Genomic DNA, 18,610 nt, shown 5'->3' with positions numbered 1-18,610 from the left:
TTTCTATTTTTTAGGAGCTATACGCGCTACACAAATAAGCGCTTTCATATTGCTTTTCCCTAGAAATAACACGATATTGTCAAAAGGTCAAGTAAACTTTGAAACATTGATCAATTTACATTTCCCTATTGACACTTTCTCAATTCATCATATAATGAAATTGAGAATCATAATCAATAACGGCCACCTATTCATTTTTTAAGCAAAATGAAATACAAACTACACTTCCATAAGAAAGAGTTATCCATTTATCTGGATAACTCTTTTGCTTATGGAAGTCTTTCTATGTGCGTGAGACAATATAATAAAGAGAGAAGATGGATTTTATTAAAAATATTCTTTAAATATTGAGGTGAGATCGTTTGAAGTATGTTTCCTATTTTGAGCAAATAAACCGGGACAGCATAGCCATCGTGGGTGGAAAAGGGGCCAATCTTGGCGAATTAACACAAGCTGGCTTTTCAGTCCCTCCTGGTTTTTGCATTACGGTAGACGCTTATCAACAAACTTTATCCTCAAGTGATCGAATGAATGATTTATTTGAGATGCTGAATCAAGTCAACCCAGAACAACTCGATGGAATTCAACTCATTTCCGAGATGATTCGCGAACATATTCTCACTCTGCCAATGGATGACATCGTTGAATCTGAAATCATCCATACATGGGAACATCTTGGAGCAACTGATTCTTATGCTGTTCGCTCCAGTGCAACAGCGGAGGATCTACCCACTGCTTCCTTTGCAGGACAACAAGACACTTACCTTCATGTAAAAGGACGAGATCAATTGCTCGATTCCGTGAAGAAATGTTGGGCTTCTCTCTTTACGGATAGAGCAATCATATACCGATCTAAAAACGGCTTCGATCATTGCTCTGTCTTCCTGTCAGTCGTCGTACAAAAGATGGTATTCCCAGATGTTTCAGGCATTCTCTTTACCGCTGATCCCATTACAGGACATCGACAAACGACATCAATTGATGCTGGATTTGGACTCGGAGAAGCATTTGTCTCTGGAATGGTAACTCCTGATCTATACAAAGTCCGAAACAATCAGATTATCCACAAACAAATTGCTAAGAAGGAAAAAGGAAGCTTTGCCCAAGAAGAAGGGGGAACCGAGTACCGAGAAATAGCTCCGGAGTTACAAGAGACACAAGCCCTTTCGGACGAAAAAATCAAAGAATTAGCAAACATAGGGCGTAAAATTGAGCAACACTTTGGTTCTGAACAAGATATCGAATGGTGCCTGTGCGGGGAGCAAATCTATATCCTTCAAGCCCGTCCTATTACTTCTTTATTTCCAGTCCCAGCTCCTCGGGATCCACAATACCGGATTTTTTATTCAGTCGGCCATGGCCAAATGATGACCGATTACATTAGACCACTTGGTAGATCCGTTTGGAAGACGATGTTTCCCTATGGAAAAACAGCAAAAAGTACCGAAAGCGCAGTATTGGTCGATGCCGGCGGTCGATTGTTTATGGATATCTCCGAATTTCTCTACATCAAACGTGCTCGCCAAAAAATTCTCAAGAATAAAACGATGGATGCAAGTCTCTCGGCGCTCAAAAAAGCGATCTTAGATGGAGAAATAGAAAAACGCTCCCCAAAAGGAAGTACGTTACGAAAAGCGTTCCAAACCTATAAATCTATGATCGGATTCTTTACAAAAATGATCCCACGCTCGCTCAAAGTGATCTATTTTGAGAATCCTGACTTAATCCAAGAACGGGCCAAATCCAGCTATCAAGCTGTACTAAACAGTTATAAAGAAGAAATAGCACGCCGACCTGGGGTTGAACGCATTCGATATATTCAAAAATTACTATGCACCTTCTTTGCTCCAAAATGCTTTGGAAATGCTCTTACCTACACATATGCGGGCTTTATAACCCTAGGTATCCTAGAAAAGAAAGTAGAAAAATGGTTACATGAAAAGTTAGATCCCGCTATCCATAAATCGCCACCGGGTAATATAACAAGTGAAATGGGCTTAATGGTTGGTGACTTAGCCGATGTAGTAAGAAACCTCCCTGAAGTGATGGAATATTTAAAAACGTCTGACAGCACTACTTTTTACGTGGGATTATACGATGTCGCAGGTGGGGATGTATTTCTAAAATCATGGATCCAATTCATGGAGATCTATGGAATGAGAGGACCCGGTGAGATCGATATAACGCGAACCCGTTATCGAGAAGCTCCGATGATTTTGATTCCAGCTATCCTAGGCCATATCCAGACTAATGCTCCAGGAGAACACTGGGAGAGATTTAAACGCGGGGAACAAGAAGCAAACGAAGCAATCCACCGTTTATTAGTACGATTGCACGCACTTCCTGGTGGATCGCGAAAAGCAAAAAAAGCATCCAGACTGATTCACATCTTTCGAAATACTGTAGGCGTCCGTGAATTACCTAAGTACATCATGATCCAATATTTCGACCTTTTTAGGAGAGCGATTATAGGAGAATCCTCTACTTTATGTGGGCAGAATCATCTTGATCAAATCGAAGACATCTTTTATCTATCTCTAGACGAAATCATCGCTCTACTAGAAAATCGTTTACCGGGTGCCAAAGAGCTTATCCAGTCGCGAAAAGAGCATGAGTCTAGGTATCAAAACTTTACGACTCCCCATATCATCACAAGCGATGGAGAGATTTTCACACCTGAACAAAGCAACGAACATGCTCCGCCTGGTGCTTTAATCGGGATCCCTGTATCAGCTGGGGTTATAGAAGGTTATGTAAAAGTCGTCCGTAGTTTAGAAGAAGGGCAGTTAAACAAAGGAGAAATCCTCGTTGCACCTTACACAGATCCGGGTTGGACTCCTCTCTTCCAATCAGCAAAGGCGCTGATAACCGAAATAGGTGGCTTAATGACACATGGGTCCGTTGTGGCAAGGGAGTATGGGATTCCGGCAGTTGTCAGTGTAGAGAATGCAACAACAAGGTTGAAGGATGGGCAGTATATTCGGGTGGATGGTACGAATGGGTTTGTAGAGATTTTGCGGGATGTCGGAGAGGAAGTTGTGGCTGATGCTTGATTATTAGATTATTGAGTCAAGTAAGCCTATTGATTGATGGGGATTAGTTGATTAGCTAGATTAGAGTAGTCCCGGGGCATGTATCTGTCCACAACTCAATAGTGAGCCTGCTTAGCGCAGTGGACAGATACATTGCCCCTCATCCTACTTCCAATTGCTAGTTAATAAACCGACATGGTGTGTGAGTGAACGGAAGCCATTCATGTAAGCAGAATCAAGCATATACGGAGGAAGAGACAGGCAGTGAGGATCGGTGAAACAGACAGCTCTACTCCCTTTTCCAAATGTAAAAAGTAGTGCTGATAGTCGAAAGTTAGATTAGAGAGAGGGAGTGTCTATTTGACCTCTGCGATGTTAGCGATCCTACTTAGCGTAGCTATCCGTAGCATGGGGCGCTTTTGGGTGCAACATGTCTGAGCGCTCTTTGCGAGTTTTGCACCTGCCCCTGCGGAGATAGCGAAGCGGACAGTTCTACTTCCCTACTGGATCGGTATTGAGCAGTGGTCAAATAGACACTCCCAATTCTGATTTATCCAATAGACAGCACTTAGTATTTTTATTTTCCCACATCAAATTAACCCCGCTTCATCCACGCCACACACTCCACATGACCCGTCTGTGGAAACATATCCACCGGTTGAACCTCCACCGTCTCATACCCTAACTCAGCCAAATACTTCGCATCCCGCGCAAGAGTCGCCGGATTGCAGGATACATAGACAACTCGCTCAGGCTTCATCCCGACAACTGCGTCCAAAAGCTCCGGATCACAGCCTTTTCGAGGTGGATCCACAATCACGACTTCGGGGCGAATTCCACGATTCAGCCACTTCGGCATTACCTTTTCAGCAGCTCCAACCTCAAAATGAACATGCGACATTTGGTTACGCTTTGCATTCTCCTGCGCATCCGCAATCGCCTCTGGCACAATCTCCACTCCGTACACTTGCTTCGCTTGATCCGCCACATACATCGCAATCGTGCCAATTCCACAATACGCATCTACAACCGTTTCTTCACCCGTAAGAGCCGCGAATTTCCGAACTTGGTCGTAGAGAACTTCGGTTTGAATTGGATTCACTTGGAAGAAGGAATGAGGCGAGATGGCAAATTTCACTTCACCAATCGTATCGTAGATAACTTCTCTTCCCCACAGTAGAATATTCTCTCTTCCTAAAATCACATTAGTCGAGCGATCATTCACATTTTGCACGATCGATTGACACTGAGGAAATGCTTCTCGAATCTTGGAAACCAGTATCTCTTTATGAGGTAGTTTTTTACCATTCGTAACGAGGACGACCATGATCTCATTTGTATGTACACCAATCCGCACCATCAGATGCCGGAGAATCCCTGTATGGGTCTTCTCATGATAGACCGGAATCGATAGCTCTCGTACTACCTGCTTCACAAAGCGGATCACTGCATCGTTATCTGGATTCTGAATAGAACAAGATTCTAAATCAATAATTTCATGTGATTGGTTGGCATAGAAACCCGCTATGACTTCCCCTTGTGGATTCTGTCCAAAAGGAACCTGCGCTTTATTCCGATAGATCCAAGGCTCATCCATTCCTAAAATCGGATGAATCGCTAGATCATGAAAACCACCAATCCGCTCAAACTGATCACGGACTTGTTGCTCCTTTAAACGCAATTGCTCGGGGTAGCTTAAATGCTGGGATTGACACCCTCCGCATTCTTGATAAATCGGGCACTTTGGCTCCATGCGATTTTCATGTGCTTCTATCACTTCCAGTAGATCTGCTTGAGCATAATTTTTCTTGACCAATGTTACCTTTGCCAGTACTTTCTCCCCAGGTACTACTAATGAGATGAATACCGTAAATCCATTGTATCTCCCGACACCAGATCCATTATGACCTTGTCCATGAATCTCTACTTCGATCACTTGTCCTACTTGGACGGGTGGCTTTCGCTTCATGCAAACTCTCCTTGTTTCTCCTCAACTGAAAGGACTTATCTCTTTAAACGTTGGTGGGATTGCCATAACGAGAAGCCAAAGAAAAGGCTTATAATTCCTGCGAAGATATTTCTCTGGATAAAGAATTGGTAAATCCCATCCACTACCAACAAAACAGTCGTTAATAAATAAATATTTCGTTCAAATGGCTTCTTTGAAAGCTCACATACAATTACGTGGCAAAGTAACACAAATAACAAATAATGAACAGCTAGGGATGCTTGACCAGAAAATAAGTTATACATCCCATTTACTAAACAATAGATACCGATTACTACATACAGTAAATACAAGACATATCACCCTTAGCCGATAGATAGAAAAAGGAGCCCGTCCCGGAAATGGGACGAGCCTCTCTTACAAAGACTCACTTATAGCTTGCTCAATTCTTCTCGAATCATTTCATTTACCATCTGTGGATTCGCTTTTCCTTTAGTCGCCTTCATCACTTGCCCGACTAAGAAACCTAACGCACGATCTTTTCCATTTTTAAAATCATCGATGGATTGTGGATTTGCTTGGATTACCTTCACGACTTCAGAGCGAATCGCTCCTTCATCACTAATCTGCACCAACCCTTTTTCTTCCACGATCTTAGTCGCTTCTTTCCCTGTCTCAATCATCTCTTTGAAGACCGTTTTCGCGATCTTACTGCTAATCGTTCCCTTTTGCAGTAAGTCGATCATCCCAGCAAGCAACGTAGGCGTTACGTTCGACTGATGAATCTCTAAGTTATGGCTGTTTAGATAACCCATCAAATCCCCTGTAATCCAGTTCGCCGCCATTTTCGCTTCAGATCCAGCTTGTACAGTCTGTTCAAAGTAATCCGCTACATTACGCGTAACGGTCAACTGGTCAGCATCGTAGTTAGAAAGCCCCCAGTCCTTGATATAGCGAGCTTTTCGAGAATCGGGAAGCTCTGGAATCGAGCTACGAATCTCTTCCTTCCACTCATCACTAATCACCAGACTCACGAGATCTGGCTCTGGGAAGTATCGATAGTCATGCGCTTGTTCCTTACTACGCATCACTTTCACTTCATTGGTCTCTTCATTCCAACGAAGGGTTTGTTGGGTAATCTTCTCACCCGCATCTAGAGCCTTAGCTTGACGATCCTCTTCATATTGAAGAGAACGCTCAATGTTACGGAAAGAGTTTAGGTTCTTCAGCTCTGTTCTCGTACCAAATTTCTCTTGCCCGTACGGACGTAAGCTGATATTCGCATCACAACGAAGAGATCCCTCTTCCAACTTCACATCCGATACACCTGTATACTGAATAATCGATTTCAGCTTTTCTAAATATGCTTTCGCCTCAGCTGGAGAACGAAGATCTGGCTCCGAAACGATCTCAACGAGTGGCATCCCTACACGGTTAAAATCGACTAGCGTTGCATCATCGTCATGAGTAAGCTTTCCTGCATCCTCTTCCAAGTGAAGACGTGTAATCCCGATCCGTTTTTTGACACCGTCTACTTCAATCTCCAGCCAACCATTTTCCCCGATCGGTTGATCAAACTGGGAAATTTGATATGCCTTTGGACAGTCCGGATAAAAATAGTTTTTACGATCAAATTTCGAGTGGGTCGCAATCTCACAATTTAGTGCCATCGCAGCCTTAATCGCGAAGTTTACCGCTTCTCGATTTAAAACAGGAAGAACTCCTGGATGACCTAGACAAATCGGACATGTCTGTGTATTCGGCTCTGCACCAAAAGTTGTAGAGCATCCGCAAAAAATCTTACTTTTGGTATGAAGTTCAACGTGTACTTCTAAACCTACTACTGTTTCATACTTACTCATGCGCGGCTCCCTCCTAACTTTGGCTCAGGCAGCCGATCCGTTGCTTGCTCAAAAGCATGTGCGACACGCAACAGAGTTGCTTCAGCAAATGGCTTCCCAATAATTTGCAGTCCCACAGGGAGACCGTTTGATAATCCACAAGGCACACTGATCCCCGGAAGACCCGCCAAGTTAGCTGGAATAGTACACATATCATTCGCATACATCGTCATCGGATCATCGATTCTCTCATTCAGCTTAAAGGCTGTCGTTGGAGTCGTAGGTCCAATAATCACATCATATTTCGCAAATAATTGCTCGAAGTCTTGAGCGATTAGAGTACGAACTTGTTGTGCTTTTTTATAGTACGCATCGTAGTAACCAGAGCTGAGCGCATACGTCCCAAGCATGATCCGACGTTTCACTTCAGGTCCAAACCCTTTACTACGTGTTTCATGATACAGATCAATCAGGTTTTCGCCATATCTCCGAACCCCATAACGAACTCCATCAAATCGGGCCAAGTTAGAAGATGCTTCCGCTGGCGCAATCAAGTAATAAGTAGCTACCGCATATTCCGAATGAGGCAAGGATACCTCTTCGATCGTAGATCCCATACTCTCCAATGTAGCCAATGATTTTTGCACGAGAGCCTTCACTTCTGGGTCAATGCCCTCGCCCATCATTTCCTTTGGAACCCCTACTCGTAGTCCCTTTACATCACCTGTCAAAGCAGACAGATAATCTGGAACTTCCACATTGGCCGAAGTCGAATCGTTACGGTCATGTCCCGCAATCGCTTGTAACACATAGGCCGAGTCTTCCACATTCTTCGTAAGCGGTCCAATCTGATCTAGCGAAGAAGCAAACGCAACGAGTCCATAACGAGAAATCAAACCATAGGTAGGCTTCAAGCCAACGGTACCCGTAAAAGCTGCTGGTTGACGAATCGAACCACCTGTATCCGAGCCAAGTGCAAAATACACTTCACCAGCCGCCACAGCAGCAGCAGAACCACCGCTCGAGCCACCTGGTACTGTACTCAAATCCCATGGATTATGTACAGGAGAAAAGCTCGAGTTTTCATTGGAAGAGCCCATCGCAAACTCATCCATATTCATTTTTCCTATGGTAATTGCATCCGCATTATGTAACTTCTCTACTACCGTTGCATTGTAAACAGGTTGATAGTTGGCTAGTAACTGACTCCCGCAAGTAGTCGTTAAGCCTTCTGTACAAATATTATCTTTTACTCCAACAGGTAAGCTGGCCAAAAGCCCTCGCGTACCTTCTTTGCTATATTTTTCATCTAACTCTTTTGCTCGCTTCAAAGCCCCCTCTTCATCAACCAACAAAAAGGCGCGAACATCTCCGTCTACTTCTTGAATCCGCTTCAATGACTCCTGAACGAGGTCAACTGAAGTAATCTCCTTTTTCGCTAGACGGCTATGAATCCCTTGTAACGATTCACGTAATAGCGACATATCTCTTCTCCCCTAACCCTCAAATACTGCTGGCACCCGAATCAAACCATCTTTTTGATCCGGCGCATTAAGTAGAACTTTCTCCAGTGGAAGCGAAGGACGAACCTCATCTTCCCTCATCACATTCGCCATCGGCAACACATGACTCGTCGGTTCAATTCCAGTTGTATCTAATTCACTTAACTTATCAGCCATCTGCAAAATGCGATTCAACTGATCCGTAAATTGTACTTTTTCTTCTTCTGTGAGTGTGAGACGTGCCAAGTCAGCAACGTGCTCTACCTCTGCTTTAGTTATAGCCAAATCCCATTCACCTCCGTACAAATCACAATATCAATGCTAGTACTATTCTAGCCAATTCTCATATCACACAGTATAGCACATGCATTCCGAAATGAGTGAATGACATGGATACAAGGATTAAAACAAACATCGCCAAATCCTTGCTAGATTCCTTATAAGCCTAATACGAGATAAAACACACCCATCGATATTACTCTGTTGACATTGTTTTTTTCATCACTTATGCTATTAATTAGCCAGGCAAACTAAATCGATAAGGAGCTGATTTTGTGAGTAACAAGAATGAAACCATCCTTTTACGAGAGATAACAAAGTTTACGTCTAGAGAAGAAGCATGGGACCCGTTTACTTGGTTTAAGCAGATGAGAGAAGAAAATCCTATTTTTTACGATGAGCAACAAGATGTTTGGAATGTGTTTTTATATGATCATGTAAAACAGGTTCTCTCTGACCACCAACTATTCTCCAATAAAAAAGGGAGAAGCTCCATTCCCTTCCCTCGAGACGACTCTCGAACAAACGTTAATTTTTGTGATCCCCCAGAGCACCGAAAGAGACGAGCTTTACTCGCTAAAGCCTTTACTCCTCGTAGCCTGGATGAATGGAAGCCTCGAATTGAATCGATTGCAGATGCATTAGTGGACGATATGGCAGGCCTTACAAACGTAGATATTGTCGATACATTAGCTGCCCCGCTTCCGATCGTAGTCATCGCAGACCTACTGGGTGCCCCAGCTAAAGACCGGGAGTTGTTTAGAGCTTGGTCAAATATTCTCTTCCTCCCTTATGCGATGGGATCATATGATGAGATTGCTCAGCAAAAAGCCCAAGCAATCAAGGAGTTCCAAGAATATTTGTACCCTATTGTGCTAGAGAAGCGGAAACACCCAGAAGACGATATCATCTCTGATTTAATCAGAGCAGAGTTAGATGGCGAGAGATTAACTGATATAGAAGTAGTGAATTCGAGTCTCGGATTATTAGCCGCAGGGAATGAAACGACAACCATGTTGATCTCGAATATCTTTTACTCCATGTTAGTGGATCAACCGGGGATTTATCAGGAGTTACGTACAGATGTTACATTAGTCCCTAAACTCATTGAAGAAGTGTTACGATTCCGCTTTCCGATTGCGATCGATCGAAGAATTGCTCAAGATACAACCGTTTTTGGACATGAGATGAAACAGGACCAAATGATAGTGGCGTGGGTCTCCTCAGCGAATCGAGATGCATCCAAATTTGATCACGCCGAAAATTTCAATATTCATCGCGCTAATAATCATAATCATCTTTCTTTTGGAATTAGTTCTCATTTTTGTCTAGGCGCACCACTGGTTCGCTTAGAAGCAACATTTGCGCTAACTTCCTTTATCAATCGGTTTAGCGATATTCGTTTACATGAGGAATTTAAGGTGACCGATCATTTAACGGATTCGATATCACTTAAGAGTTTTCCGATTAGCATAATCTAGGAAGATATATTACGAATCTTAGATAGGAAAAACAAGTAGAAGAAATGAATATATCAGTGTAAAGGTAATTATTCTCTGTGTGAATAGTTACCTTTTATCACATAGGAAGGATGAACCAAATGAAACGAATCGGATCTTTTTTAATCTGGATGTTCATTTCCATGCTGGGTGCAGCAGGATTTGCCATGATTGCACTTTATAGCGGGGAAAAAGTAAACTCCATTTGGCTGTTAACAGCGGCCGTTTGTACCTACGCTGTGGCCTATCGATTTTATAGTCGCTTTCTTGCTAGGAAAGTCTTTCAATTAGACGATAATCGAAAGACCCCTGCCGAAATTCATAACGACGGCAAAGACTTTGTTCCTACGAATAAGTGGGTTCTCTTTGGGCATCATTTTGCCGCTATTGCTGGAGCAGGTCCTTTAGTCGGACCTATCCTAGCCGCACAGATGGGCTATCTACCAGGAACTCTATGGATCATCGTCGGAGTCGTATTAGGAGGAGCTGTGCAAGACTTCATCATCCTATTCGGTTCGATGCGTCGTAATGGAAAATCACTTGGTGAGATTGCGCGGGAAGAAATCGGGCCCGTTGGCGGTTTTACAGCTCTGATTGCCGTACTGAGTATCATGATTATCCTGCTTGCAGTACTCGCACTTGTAGTTGTGAAAGCGCTTGCAGATTCACCTTGGGGCATGTTTACGATCGCGATGACCATCCCCATCGCTCTCTTCATGGGGGTTTATATGCGTTTCGTACGTCCTGGTAAAGTATTAGAATCCTCACTCATTGGATTTGGGCTACTGCTTCTTTCGCTGGTACTCGGACAATATGTATCCGTCCATCCCACACTCGCTCCTTTGTTTACCCTAAAAGGAGAAACGATCGCTTGGTTTTTGATCATCTATGGCTTTATCGCCTCCGTCATCCCGGTATGGCTATTACTAGCACCACGAGACTACTTAAGCACCTTTCTCAAAATCGGCACCATCTTCGCTTTAGCACTGGGGATTATCTGGGTCGCACCTGAGCTTCAGATGCCAGCACTAACGAAATTTATCGACGGGACAGGCCCTGTGTTCGCAGGAAATCTATTTCCCTTTGTCTTTATCACCATCGCTTGCGGGGCCATCTCTGGATTTCATTCCCTCGTCTCTTCCGGAACCACTCCTAAGATGATCGCCCGCGAATCACATGCTCAGGCGATTGGGTACGGTGGGATGATTACCGAATCATTTGTCGCCATCATGGCACTAATCGCCGCCTGCCTCCTAACTCCAGGCATCTACTTCGCGATCAATAGCCCGGCCGCTGTAATCGGGGTGGATGTAAATAGTGCCGCCACTGCTGTCTCTAACTTTGGATTTACCATTACGCCTGAGGAGTTAACGACCACCGCAAAAGATATCGGAGAAAATAGCATCCTCTCTCGAACAGGTGGAGCACCTACACTTGCAATCGGTATGGCTCATATTTTTTCAAGTGTGTTAGGTGGCAAAGCGATGATGGCATTTTGGTATCATTTTGCCATCTTATTTGAAGCCGTCTTCATCCTAACCACGATTGACGCGGGCACCAGAGTGGGGCGTTTTGTCTTGCAAGATTTAATCGGCAACTTTGTTCCCAAATGGAAGCGAACCGACTACCTCCCGGCCAATATCCTCGCGAGTGCGCTCATCGTAGCGGGTTGGGGCTATTTCCTCTACCAAGGCGTAATCGATCCCCTTGGTGGCATTAACACACTGTGGCCTCTCTTTGGAATCGCCAACCAGATGCTTGCTGTCATCGCACTAGTTGTAGGAACTACCATCCTCTTTAAGATGGGCAAAGCCGTCTATACGTGGGTGACATTGATTCCTTTCGGATTTCTAACGATGGCTACCATGACCGCAGCATATGCCAAGCTATTTGATCCGAGTCCAAAAATCGGCTTCCTCGCCGCCGCTGACAAGTATCAAGCCGCACTCGATGCCGGCCAGCTTCTCGCACCCGCTAAATCCGTCGATCAGATGAAACAAATCATCCTAAACAACCAAATCGATGCATGGGTCACAGGTCTATTTATGCTACTAGTTGCTATTATCATCCTTGATGCGTTCAAAGTTTGGTATAACATCCTGTTTACCAACAAGCAACTCCCACTTCGTGAATCTCCCTACGTTTCAAATGCTCATTCCATAAGGGGGTAAACAAGCATGTGGTCTAAGCTTTGCAACTTTCTCCATGACATCGCAGGAGTTCCTAGCTACAAACGCTATCTCGAACACTTAGCCAAGCATCATCCCAACCAAGAGCCTTTGAGTGAAAAGGAGTTTCACAGACAAGCAACAGACAAGAAGTATGGAGGGGGGAGTATTCGGCGTTGTTGTTGATGAAAAAACCAAGCGTCCCTTTAGAAGGATGCTTGGTTTTTTTAACGATGTGCCATTTCCGAAAGAGTTTGTAAGCCCTTTCAATTCCTTAGACATTCAATAAATCTTATCTTGGGTCATTCTTGTCGTTTTAAGCATTGGGTTTTAATCCATAATCTTTACGATCGCTAGCCTTTGCCCATGCTTGGAAAGGTCCACCTTCATTTTCTACATTGATGTAAACATGTTCTACTTTTTGTGCATTCTTTTCTATTTTTAAATGCTCTTGTTGGAGAACATAAATTTTTTCGATCCCCATCCAGCATGATGCCATATAATCGAGGATTTTTAGTTCTTTAGAAGAAACGAGAAAACAGTTAGGCGTTTCAAACGTGTTGATCTGTTTCGTTAATTTAGGGATTGCATTAAAAAGACGATCGCTTTCACAGGATGCGATGATGCTATGCGTCTCATCCAGAAGATAGAAATGATCAGGAGTGAGCGTTGCACGAAGATCATCAGGCAATAGCACAACTGGAACAGATGGCTCTTTGTCTTCTTCTAGAAGGGCTTGTTGTACATAGAGGAAATCATCAGCAAATCCAGCGTCATCTGCATCTTTCTTATTGCTAGAATAAGTGGATCTGCTAATTCCTTTTTCCTCCATAAAAGCATTACACATCGGGCATGGGTAGCACGAGGTAAAGATCTCACCATTTTGTAGAGATCCTTCTCCATACACCTCTTCATGGTTTCGAATCGCTTGCACTTCTGCATGTGCAGTCGGATCTAGATGATCTGTCACACGATTACATCCTACTATTTGGTTCTGTCCAGTTTGATCAACTGCAACTGCACCAAATGGCCCACCATTTTCTTGTATATTTTGAATAGCCGAATCATTTGCTCTTTTTAGAAGTTCTATTCCCTTTTCTTTATTTATCATAGGAACACCTCATTTTTCAGAAATAATGAATCTTTTTAGAAATGCACTCTATATACATTCCTTCTTCTTAATTTTACATAAAGAATTGGCTATGTCAAAGGATACTTTATCCATTTAAAGAGTTAATCTACTTGTGTATTCGATGAATTTAAATACTCAAACAAGTATATCCATCCAAACATTTGAGATTGAGAGATTCCATGTGGTTCTCTCATTTTTTATAGGAGCTACTAATCCGAAGCGGAAACAACCCTGGAGTTATCTAGTATGCTTCGCCGTTTTTTATGTGTATGTAATGGATGTGATGAAGTACACATTATTCCCCATACATATTGGAATTTTTTCAGACTCAGTCTGGCCATCAATCAACACAGTCCCATTTCGTATGGAGTCAATTCAGTATCTCCTATCAGGTCAATCTCTTGTTCAAATTTGTTGGTGTGGTAGTGGGATACTATATTTTCCGGCTGTTCTTTCTTGTAGTGGTTCGTATGATTGAGAAATCTCAAGGGGATTTGGATGCGTTTTCTGGTTATATCTCTAGCAAAAACCCATTCTGAGGCAAATAAAAAGAATCCGTTTTGAAAAAAGATTGATCAAAACGGATTCTTACATAATAGATGTAAGTTTAGTTTTTTTCGACTTGGCTTACACATCATATAGCGAACTAAATCATCGCCTCTTTTTTATAAAGTAAGGGTAAGCTTACTAGCAACATAACCATTCCTAGTGCCAAAAAATATAGTGGCATTGCAAGGATTGTTCCATTATGGAAAACGCTCATACCATAGATTATAGCGCTGACGAATAAATAATAACCTAAGCTAAATATCGCACTTGCAGAACCAATGACGTCTTGAAAGTCAATGAGAGCTAAGCTTAAACAGTTTGGCAAAGCAGTACCTGTACCAAATAGAATAATAAACACACTACCAATCATGAATAGCATTTGTAATGAAATCGGTAAAAAATGTACCGATGTAGCGAGCAATGTACCGATAAGCATAATAGCCAACCCGCGTACGATAATCTTCTCAGGTTTTGTGTTACTAACGAGTCGCTTAGATAACATCGCACCTGCAATAGAAGCAAACGCAACGATAATGCCTAAAAAACCATACATCGCACTTGTTAGTGTAAAGTATTTCGTAAAAATAAACGGTGCTTCGGCATAGTAGCTAAATAATACACCGTTAATACCACCAATTAATAAGCCATAGCGCCATAGACGAACATCTGTGATCATGCGCTTTACTATTGGTAGTAGAGGCTTGATTTCGGTTATAGCAAGCGCTGTTTCAGGTAAACGTAAAAATGCATGGCAAAATACAATAATACCCATAACGACTAACACCAAAAATACGACTTTCAAGCCCAAATAATAATCGGTAAAGCCACCGATTAACGGACCAATGGCAGGTGTAAAGGCAAGGGCAGCTGAAATTTGAGCGAACAATTTATGGCGCTCAACGCCAGAAAAGCTTTCGCGTAAAATCGTTTGTGTCACGACAGAGCCAACACTAGCACCAAACGCTTGAATAAAGCGTGCTACTAATAAAACCGCCATTTCATTTGCTACTAAACAAAGTATATTACCAACAAAATATAAAAGTAGCCCATAAAGCATTGCCTTGCGACGACCGACTTTATCGGATAAACGCCCAAAGAAAAATACCCCTAAGGCAAAAGCGATAAAATATACACTCATAACAAGCTGTGCATCACTCATAGAAGTTCCAAATGCTTCTGCGATAGAAGGTAATGATGGACTAAAAATGGTTTCACTAATTTGCGGAAAGCCTACTAATATAATCAGTAATAATAAGCTAGGTGTTTTGTTTTCGATGTTTTTCTTCAAAAGAATCCTCTCCTAGATAATTATAGGTTTGAAAGAAAAACATCGTAGCTTGGGAAATGGTGGTTTCATGAGTTTAATTTTTTCTAAATCACTCATGGATTCACTTCCTTCCAACTAAAAATCCGTAATAAATCATACTATCTTTTTAGTACGTATTCAATACAAGGTTTTCTCCCTGTTAGGTTTTTCCATTCAGAAAGAGCCATCCTCCCATGTTGTATATTGAAAAGAATAGCGTTCTTTATTATACCGCACATAACCACAGCTAATATATGGCTCTATATCATGTTTTTCCATAAAAACATCCAATCATACTAGGTTAGAGAAAAAGGGTGCTTATCAAATATGAAGGTCGATATTTAGGGGGTACTTTTAGCGATAGCAAATATGGCTATCTGGAATAGCTGGACAGGCCAAGAAACAGCAGATTTGTTAATCGCTTTTATACGTAAACATGGTGTGGATTCAAAACTATTTGATCATCCGGATTATTTAGAGAGAACTATCGACCGAGCCCTCAACGACATCGAAAAACAAAAAGAATCACGAGTATCGGACATCCACGAAGAGAGGGCTAGAAGAGAAATCAAAACATCACAAAATGAAAGACTGAGGTGGGATTACGTTGAACCTGGAATTCCTGAATTCCAATACCATCTTGTCCTACTAACTCACTCGGATCGGTAATAGGCATCTCAAAGTCAATTACCGCCTGAATCTCGCCGACTGGCAGTGTTACATAGATAAATGCTTTAACAGGTCCATTAGGAAACACCCCATCTCACGGAAATCAAGTCACTTCCACTTTTCTTACCAAAAGATCCGCCAAAATGAAAGCCTTTAAAGCCCAATGACACTGTAGAAAAACAGAATGGTACTAAATAGTTATCTCTAACTACCAGTATCCATTCTGCGTTTTCGTTAGTTAAACATGGATTCCGTTACCTTAATCAGCTCGGATTCAGGGATATTTTCACCACGAATCAAGTAATACTTCCCATCTTTCCAGAGCATGATCTTTGTAAGATCATCCATCAGTATAATCCAAGCATCAACACCAGCGAGAGTTACCCTCTTTCCCTCACTAAGATCACTCTCTGGTTTTTTAGAGCCATCATCATTTGATTGTAGAACAAGTAAATTTCGTCTTTCGTTCGTTGGATCAACCCACGCTTGTCTTGTAATATATAGACTATCACTGGACAATTGCCCCACTTTACTAACTTGCTCTGGCACGGCATTTAATCCTCGTGGGATAAAGGTTGGCTCCTTCACCTCATAGGTAGCTTGATCCACTACTGTCCTTTCATTTGTTTCTTTAGAAGCAGTCATTTGCTTCTGCGTAGAATCCTTCGCTTTTGCAAATCCGACCTGATAGAGTACAATTCCCAGAGCAATTACGAACGCTGTACTAATCGCAATCAAACTCAAACTTTTTTTCATCGAAATTCCCCTCCTAATTATCTAGAATCAGACTTACATACAAATGAAATGTTGCCTTTCAAATCCATGATCAACCTTCCAATATTCAAACGCCTTGTTGGTTGTCTCAATATCAACGAACCAGCCGTAACATGCATCACGACGATACATCGCTGGGGAATTGTCCTGTACGTTAAATAAATTGATATAGATGAGCAGAGCCCTTTGCTCCTACATATGACCGATAGGCCTGGAATCTTGCCCATGTATCGCTCCCTACAATTCCATCCGCTTTCATCTTTCGGTTTTCCTGAAACTCCATAATCCCTTTTTTTGTATTCTTCCCATAGCGTCCATCAACACCGCTGTATCCCCATGGAGTTTCAAGTAACATACGCTGTACCGCCTGTACATAACCTCCAGAGGATAAATATCCTGATCCAACATAGTCATTTTTAGACCATACATCTTGCATTGGGTGAGCAAATGCGGTAATTGGCGCCATAACGATTAAAACCATAAATAGAATGGGTACTAAACGCTTTACTCTACTTTTCATTCTCCTCGTCTCCTATTCCTTTCCATTCTCCAAATAATTTCTGGCCTATCTCTTAGCGAAACAGAAAATGGACCCATCTATCCTTCATCACACTCATCCTCATCTACCATCATCGCCATCTCCACAGTCCCATCTTCCCGATAGACCACGATTCGGTTCAAACATAGCTTGCGATCTTCGGTTACGATGCCATAGGCCCTGAGCATCTGCCATTCTTCTGGTTTACTCATGGGGCAGTTCATCCAGCGAAGATGTCATAGTTTTTTCCTCGAACAATCGTCAGATCTCCCGACTTAAAGGACATGCTGTCTAGGAGGGCAATATCAAATTCCTTCCCTTGAACAGTCGTCAGTTTGACGATGACCATCTTACGGACAGTCGGCTTTAAGAGGTTCGTCGTGACATCCAGCTTAATAATCTCCGTATCTGTCGAATCAACCGCTTCCTGTACCATTTCCTGCTGTTGCACGTCAAATAATGCCTGTTCCTTTAGATAGCTAACGAACGCTTGAATCTCTGGCGATTGCCCTGAAATACTCATCTGTAACATGCACTACACTCCCCTTACGTAATAAGAAATGAAAATGTATCTCTTCTCTACTCACAATCATATTCTTCCACATTGCACACCTTCGGACAAATCTGTATATTTAGAAATATAAATGAATATTTTGTCCTCTTATCTTGGATAAAAACCAAATCGTCACACATATTCGGAAAAATAAAAATAAATCTAGCCATCTTGCAACTGACTACGTGAATATGGACAAGAAATGCGGTTTTCTGGTCTGAAAATATTTTTTAGAGGTGAGCCTATGAAAACAATCGATCGTTTCTTTGTACCGTCGGAACTGGGTGAAGTATTCCGCAAAGCGAGAGAACAGAGGGAAATTACACAACTAGACCTCGCCCTAGAAACCAATCTACATCAGTCATTTATATCTAAAGTCGAACGCGGCGCCTTCCAAGCCAACCGAGATCGGCTACAAGTATTATGCGAATCATTAGAGTTAGACTGGAATCAGCTAGATCAGTATATACAGCAAGCACCTGATGACGAATTGGACATACAGTTACTTCTCATGGAAATTGAACATGAGATTAGTATCGGCGATGCTGATCTCGGTCTCGAAGAACTACGAAGATTAGAGGAAACTCGGAAGATGGGTAGCGAGAGCAACAAAGATGTATTAACTCCTACCTTCCATTACTTACGGGGTAGACATGCAGAGAAAAAACAGAAATGGCATGATGCTTTGGAGTTCTATGCCTTGGCAGAAAAGACTGTTCGCCAATTTGAAGTGAACCCAAAAAGTTAGACACGAAGTTTTAAGCAATCTGCAGGGTATGTGTTCGGTATTGAACCGGACTCATGCCCTTTAGTTTTATCT

The 18,610-nt window shown here is 42.3% G+C and carries 17 protein-coding genes; 5 read left to right on the top strand and 12 right to left on the bottom strand.

The window, feature by feature from the left end; all coding sequences use genetic code 11:
• Positions 1-362: 362 nt before the first annotated feature.
• Positions 363-3,053, top strand: coding sequence for a phosphoenolpyruvate synthase (locus EDD57_RS08515; RefSeq protein ID WP_131849036.1), 2,691 nt, complete (start codon positions 363-365; stop codon positions 3,051-3,053).
• Between the two features lie 574 nt (positions 3,054-3,627).
• Here EDD57_RS08515 and rlmD read toward each other — a convergent pair.
• The 5 genes from rlmD to gatC all read right to left on the bottom strand — a co-directional run bounded on the left by rlmD (position 3,628) and on the right by gatC (position 8,608).
• Positions 3,628-5,001: a 23S rRNA (uracil(1939)-C(5))-methyltransferase RlmD gene (gene rlmD, locus EDD57_RS08510; protein WP_131849035.1), complete on the bottom strand. Its 1,374-nt coding sequence runs from the start codon at positions 4,999-5,001 to the stop codon at positions 3,628-3,630.
• Positions 5,002-5,036: 35 nt separating this feature from the next.
• Positions 5,037-5,333 (bottom strand): hypothetical protein, encoded by a 297-nt coding sequence (locus EDD57_RS08505; protein WP_131849034.1) that lies wholly within the window; start codon positions 5,331-5,333, stop codon positions 5,037-5,039.
• 78 nt (positions 5,334-5,411) lie between these two features.
• A complete protein-coding gene (gatB, locus tag EDD57_RS08500; RefSeq protein WP_131849033.1) occupies positions 5,412-6,842 on the bottom strand; it encodes an Asp-tRNA(Asn)/Glu-tRNA(Gln) amidotransferase subunit GatB in 1,431 nt (476 codons plus the stop codon).
• Positions 6,839-8,305 (bottom strand): Asp-tRNA(Asn)/Glu-tRNA(Gln) amidotransferase subunit GatA, encoded by a 1,467-nt coding sequence (gene gatA / locus EDD57_RS08495; protein WP_131849032.1) that lies wholly within the window; start codon positions 8,303-8,305, stop codon positions 6,839-6,841. The genes gatB and gatA overlap by 4 nt, the downstream gene beginning before the upstream one ends.
• A gap of 12 nt (positions 8,306-8,317) precedes the next feature.
• Entirely contained in the window at positions 8,318-8,608 is a 291-nt protein-coding gene (gene gatC / locus EDD57_RS08490; protein ID WP_131849031.1) for an Asp-tRNA(Asn)/Glu-tRNA(Gln) amidotransferase subunit GatC, read from the bottom strand.
• 269 nt (positions 8,609-8,877) lie between these two features.
• Between gatC and EDD57_RS08485 the strand changes: the two genes are divergently transcribed.
• From EDD57_RS08485 to EDD57_RS08475, 3 genes are all read left to right on the top strand, one after another.
• Positions 8,878-10,083 (top strand): cytochrome P450, encoded by a 1,206-nt coding sequence (locus EDD57_RS08485; protein ID WP_131849030.1) that lies wholly within the window; start codon positions 8,878-8,880, stop codon positions 10,081-10,083.
• A gap of 119 nt (positions 10,084-10,202) precedes the next feature.
• The gene (locus EDD57_RS08480; protein ID WP_131849029.1) at positions 10,203-12,272 is read left to right on the top strand and encodes a carbon starvation CstA family protein; all 2,070 of its coding nucleotides are present in this window, start codon (positions 10,203-10,205) and stop codon (positions 12,270-12,272) included.
• Between the two features lie 6 nt (positions 12,273-12,278).
• Positions 12,279-12,455, top strand: coding sequence for a YbdD/YjiX family protein (locus EDD57_RS08475; protein WP_131849028.1), 177 nt, complete (start codon positions 12,279-12,281; stop codon positions 12,453-12,455).
• Positions 12,456-12,585: 130 nt separating this feature from the next.
• Here EDD57_RS08475 and EDD57_RS08470 read toward each other — a convergent pair whose 3' ends face one another.
• The 7 genes from EDD57_RS08470 to EDD57_RS08445 all read right to left on the bottom strand — a co-directional run bounded on the left by EDD57_RS08470 (position 12,586) and on the right by EDD57_RS08445 (position 17,769).
• Positions 12,586-13,380 carry a tRNA-specific adenosine deaminase gene (locus EDD57_RS08470; protein ID WP_131849027.1) on the bottom strand — a complete coding sequence of 265 codons (795 nt, stop codon included), beginning with the start codon at positions 13,378-13,380 and terminating at the stop codon, positions 12,586-12,588.
• 667 nt (positions 13,381-14,047) lie between these two features.
• Entirely contained in the window at positions 14,048-15,238 is a 1,191-nt protein-coding gene (locus tag EDD57_RS08465) for a multidrug effflux MFS transporter (RefSeq protein WP_131849026.1), read from the bottom strand.
• 586 nt (positions 15,239-15,824) lie between these two features.
• Positions 15,825-16,013 carry a hypothetical protein gene (locus EDD57_RS08460; RefSeq protein WP_131849025.1) on the bottom strand — a complete coding sequence of 63 codons (189 nt, stop codon included), beginning with the start codon at positions 16,011-16,013 and terminating at the stop codon, positions 15,825-15,827.
• Between the two features lie 146 nt (positions 16,014-16,159).
• Complete coding sequence (locus tag EDD57_RS08455) at positions 16,160-16,681, bottom strand: DUF4367 domain-containing protein (RefSeq protein ID WP_131849024.1); 522 nt, start codon at positions 16,679-16,681, stop codon at positions 16,160-16,162.
• Positions 16,682-16,853: 172 nt separating this feature from the next.
• The gene (locus tag EDD57_RS08450) at positions 16,854-17,219 is read right to left on the bottom strand and encodes a peptidoglycan-binding domain-containing protein (RefSeq protein ID WP_243649498.1); all 366 of its coding nucleotides are present in this window, start codon (positions 17,217-17,219) and stop codon (positions 16,854-16,856) included.
• Between the two features lie 77 nt (positions 17,220-17,296).
• A complete protein-coding gene (locus EDD57_RS14390) occupies positions 17,297-17,449 on the bottom strand; it encodes a hypothetical protein (RefSeq protein ID WP_165873727.1) in 153 nt (50 codons plus the stop codon).
• A gap of 8 nt (positions 17,450-17,457) precedes the next feature.
• Positions 17,458-17,769, bottom strand: coding sequence for a hypothetical protein (locus EDD57_RS08445; protein WP_131849023.1), 312 nt, complete (start codon positions 17,767-17,769; stop codon positions 17,458-17,460).
• A 265-nt stretch (positions 17,770-18,034) separates the two neighbouring features.
• On the opposite strand from EDD57_RS08445, the gene EDD57_RS08440 reads away from it, so the two are divergent.
• Positions 18,035-18,538 carry a helix-turn-helix domain-containing protein gene (locus EDD57_RS08440; RefSeq protein WP_165873726.1) on the top strand — a complete coding sequence of 168 codons (504 nt, stop codon included), beginning with the start codon at positions 18,035-18,037 and terminating at the stop codon, positions 18,536-18,538.
• The last annotated feature ends 72 nt before the right edge of the window (positions 18,539-18,610 follow it).

The organism is Baia soyae (assembly GCF_004341445.1).
GTDB lineage: Bacteria > Bacillota > Bacilli > Thermoactinomycetales > Thermoactinomycetaceae > Baia > Baia soyae.
The sequence above is the reverse complement of the archived record's forward strand: the minus strand, read 5'-3'. Positions and strand labels throughout refer to the sequence as shown.

Bases quoted from the DNA above. Each gene is read 5' to 3' on its own strand.
- rlmD (WP_131849035.1), bottom strand. From the start codon at position 5,001: ATGAAGCGAAAGCCACCCGTCCAAGTAGGACAAGTGATCGAAGTAGAG.
- EDD57_RS08450 (WP_243649498.1), bottom strand. From the start codon at position 17,219: ATGAAAAGTAGAGTAAAGCGTTTAGTACCCATTCTATTTATGGTTTTA.
- EDD57_RS08455 (WP_131849024.1), bottom strand. From the start codon at position 16,681: ATGAAAAAAAGTTTGAGTTTGATTGCGATTAGTACAGCGTTCGTAATT.
- gatB (WP_131849033.1), bottom strand. From the start codon at position 6,842: ATGAGTAAGTATGAAACAGTAGTAGGTTTAGAAGTACACGTTGAACTT.
- gatA (WP_131849032.1), bottom strand. From the start codon at position 8,305: ATGTCGCTATTACGTGAATCGTTACAAGGGATTCATAGCCGTCTAGCG.
- EDD57_RS08445 (WP_131849023.1), bottom strand. From the start codon at position 17,769: ATGTTACAGATGAGTATTTCAGGGCAATCGCCAGAGATTCAAGCGTTC.
- EDD57_RS08440 (WP_165873726.1), top strand. From the start codon at position 18,035: ATGAAAACAATCGATCGTTTCTTTGTACCGTCGGAACTGGGTGAAGTA.
- EDD57_RS08480 (WP_131849029.1), top strand. From the start codon at position 10,203: ATGAAACGAATCGGATCTTTTTTAATCTGGATGTTCATTTCCATGCTG.
- EDD57_RS08470 (WP_131849027.1), bottom strand. From the start codon at position 13,380: ATGATAAATAAAGAAAAGGGAATAGAACTTCTAAAAAGAGCAAATGAT.
- EDD57_RS08475 (WP_131849028.1), top strand. From the start codon at position 12,279: ATGTGGTCTAAGCTTTGCAACTTTCTCCATGACATCGCAGGAGTTCCT.
- EDD57_RS14390 (WP_165873727.1), bottom strand. From the start codon at position 17,449: ATGAGTAAACCAGAAGAATGGCAGATGCTCAGGGCCTATGGCATCGTA.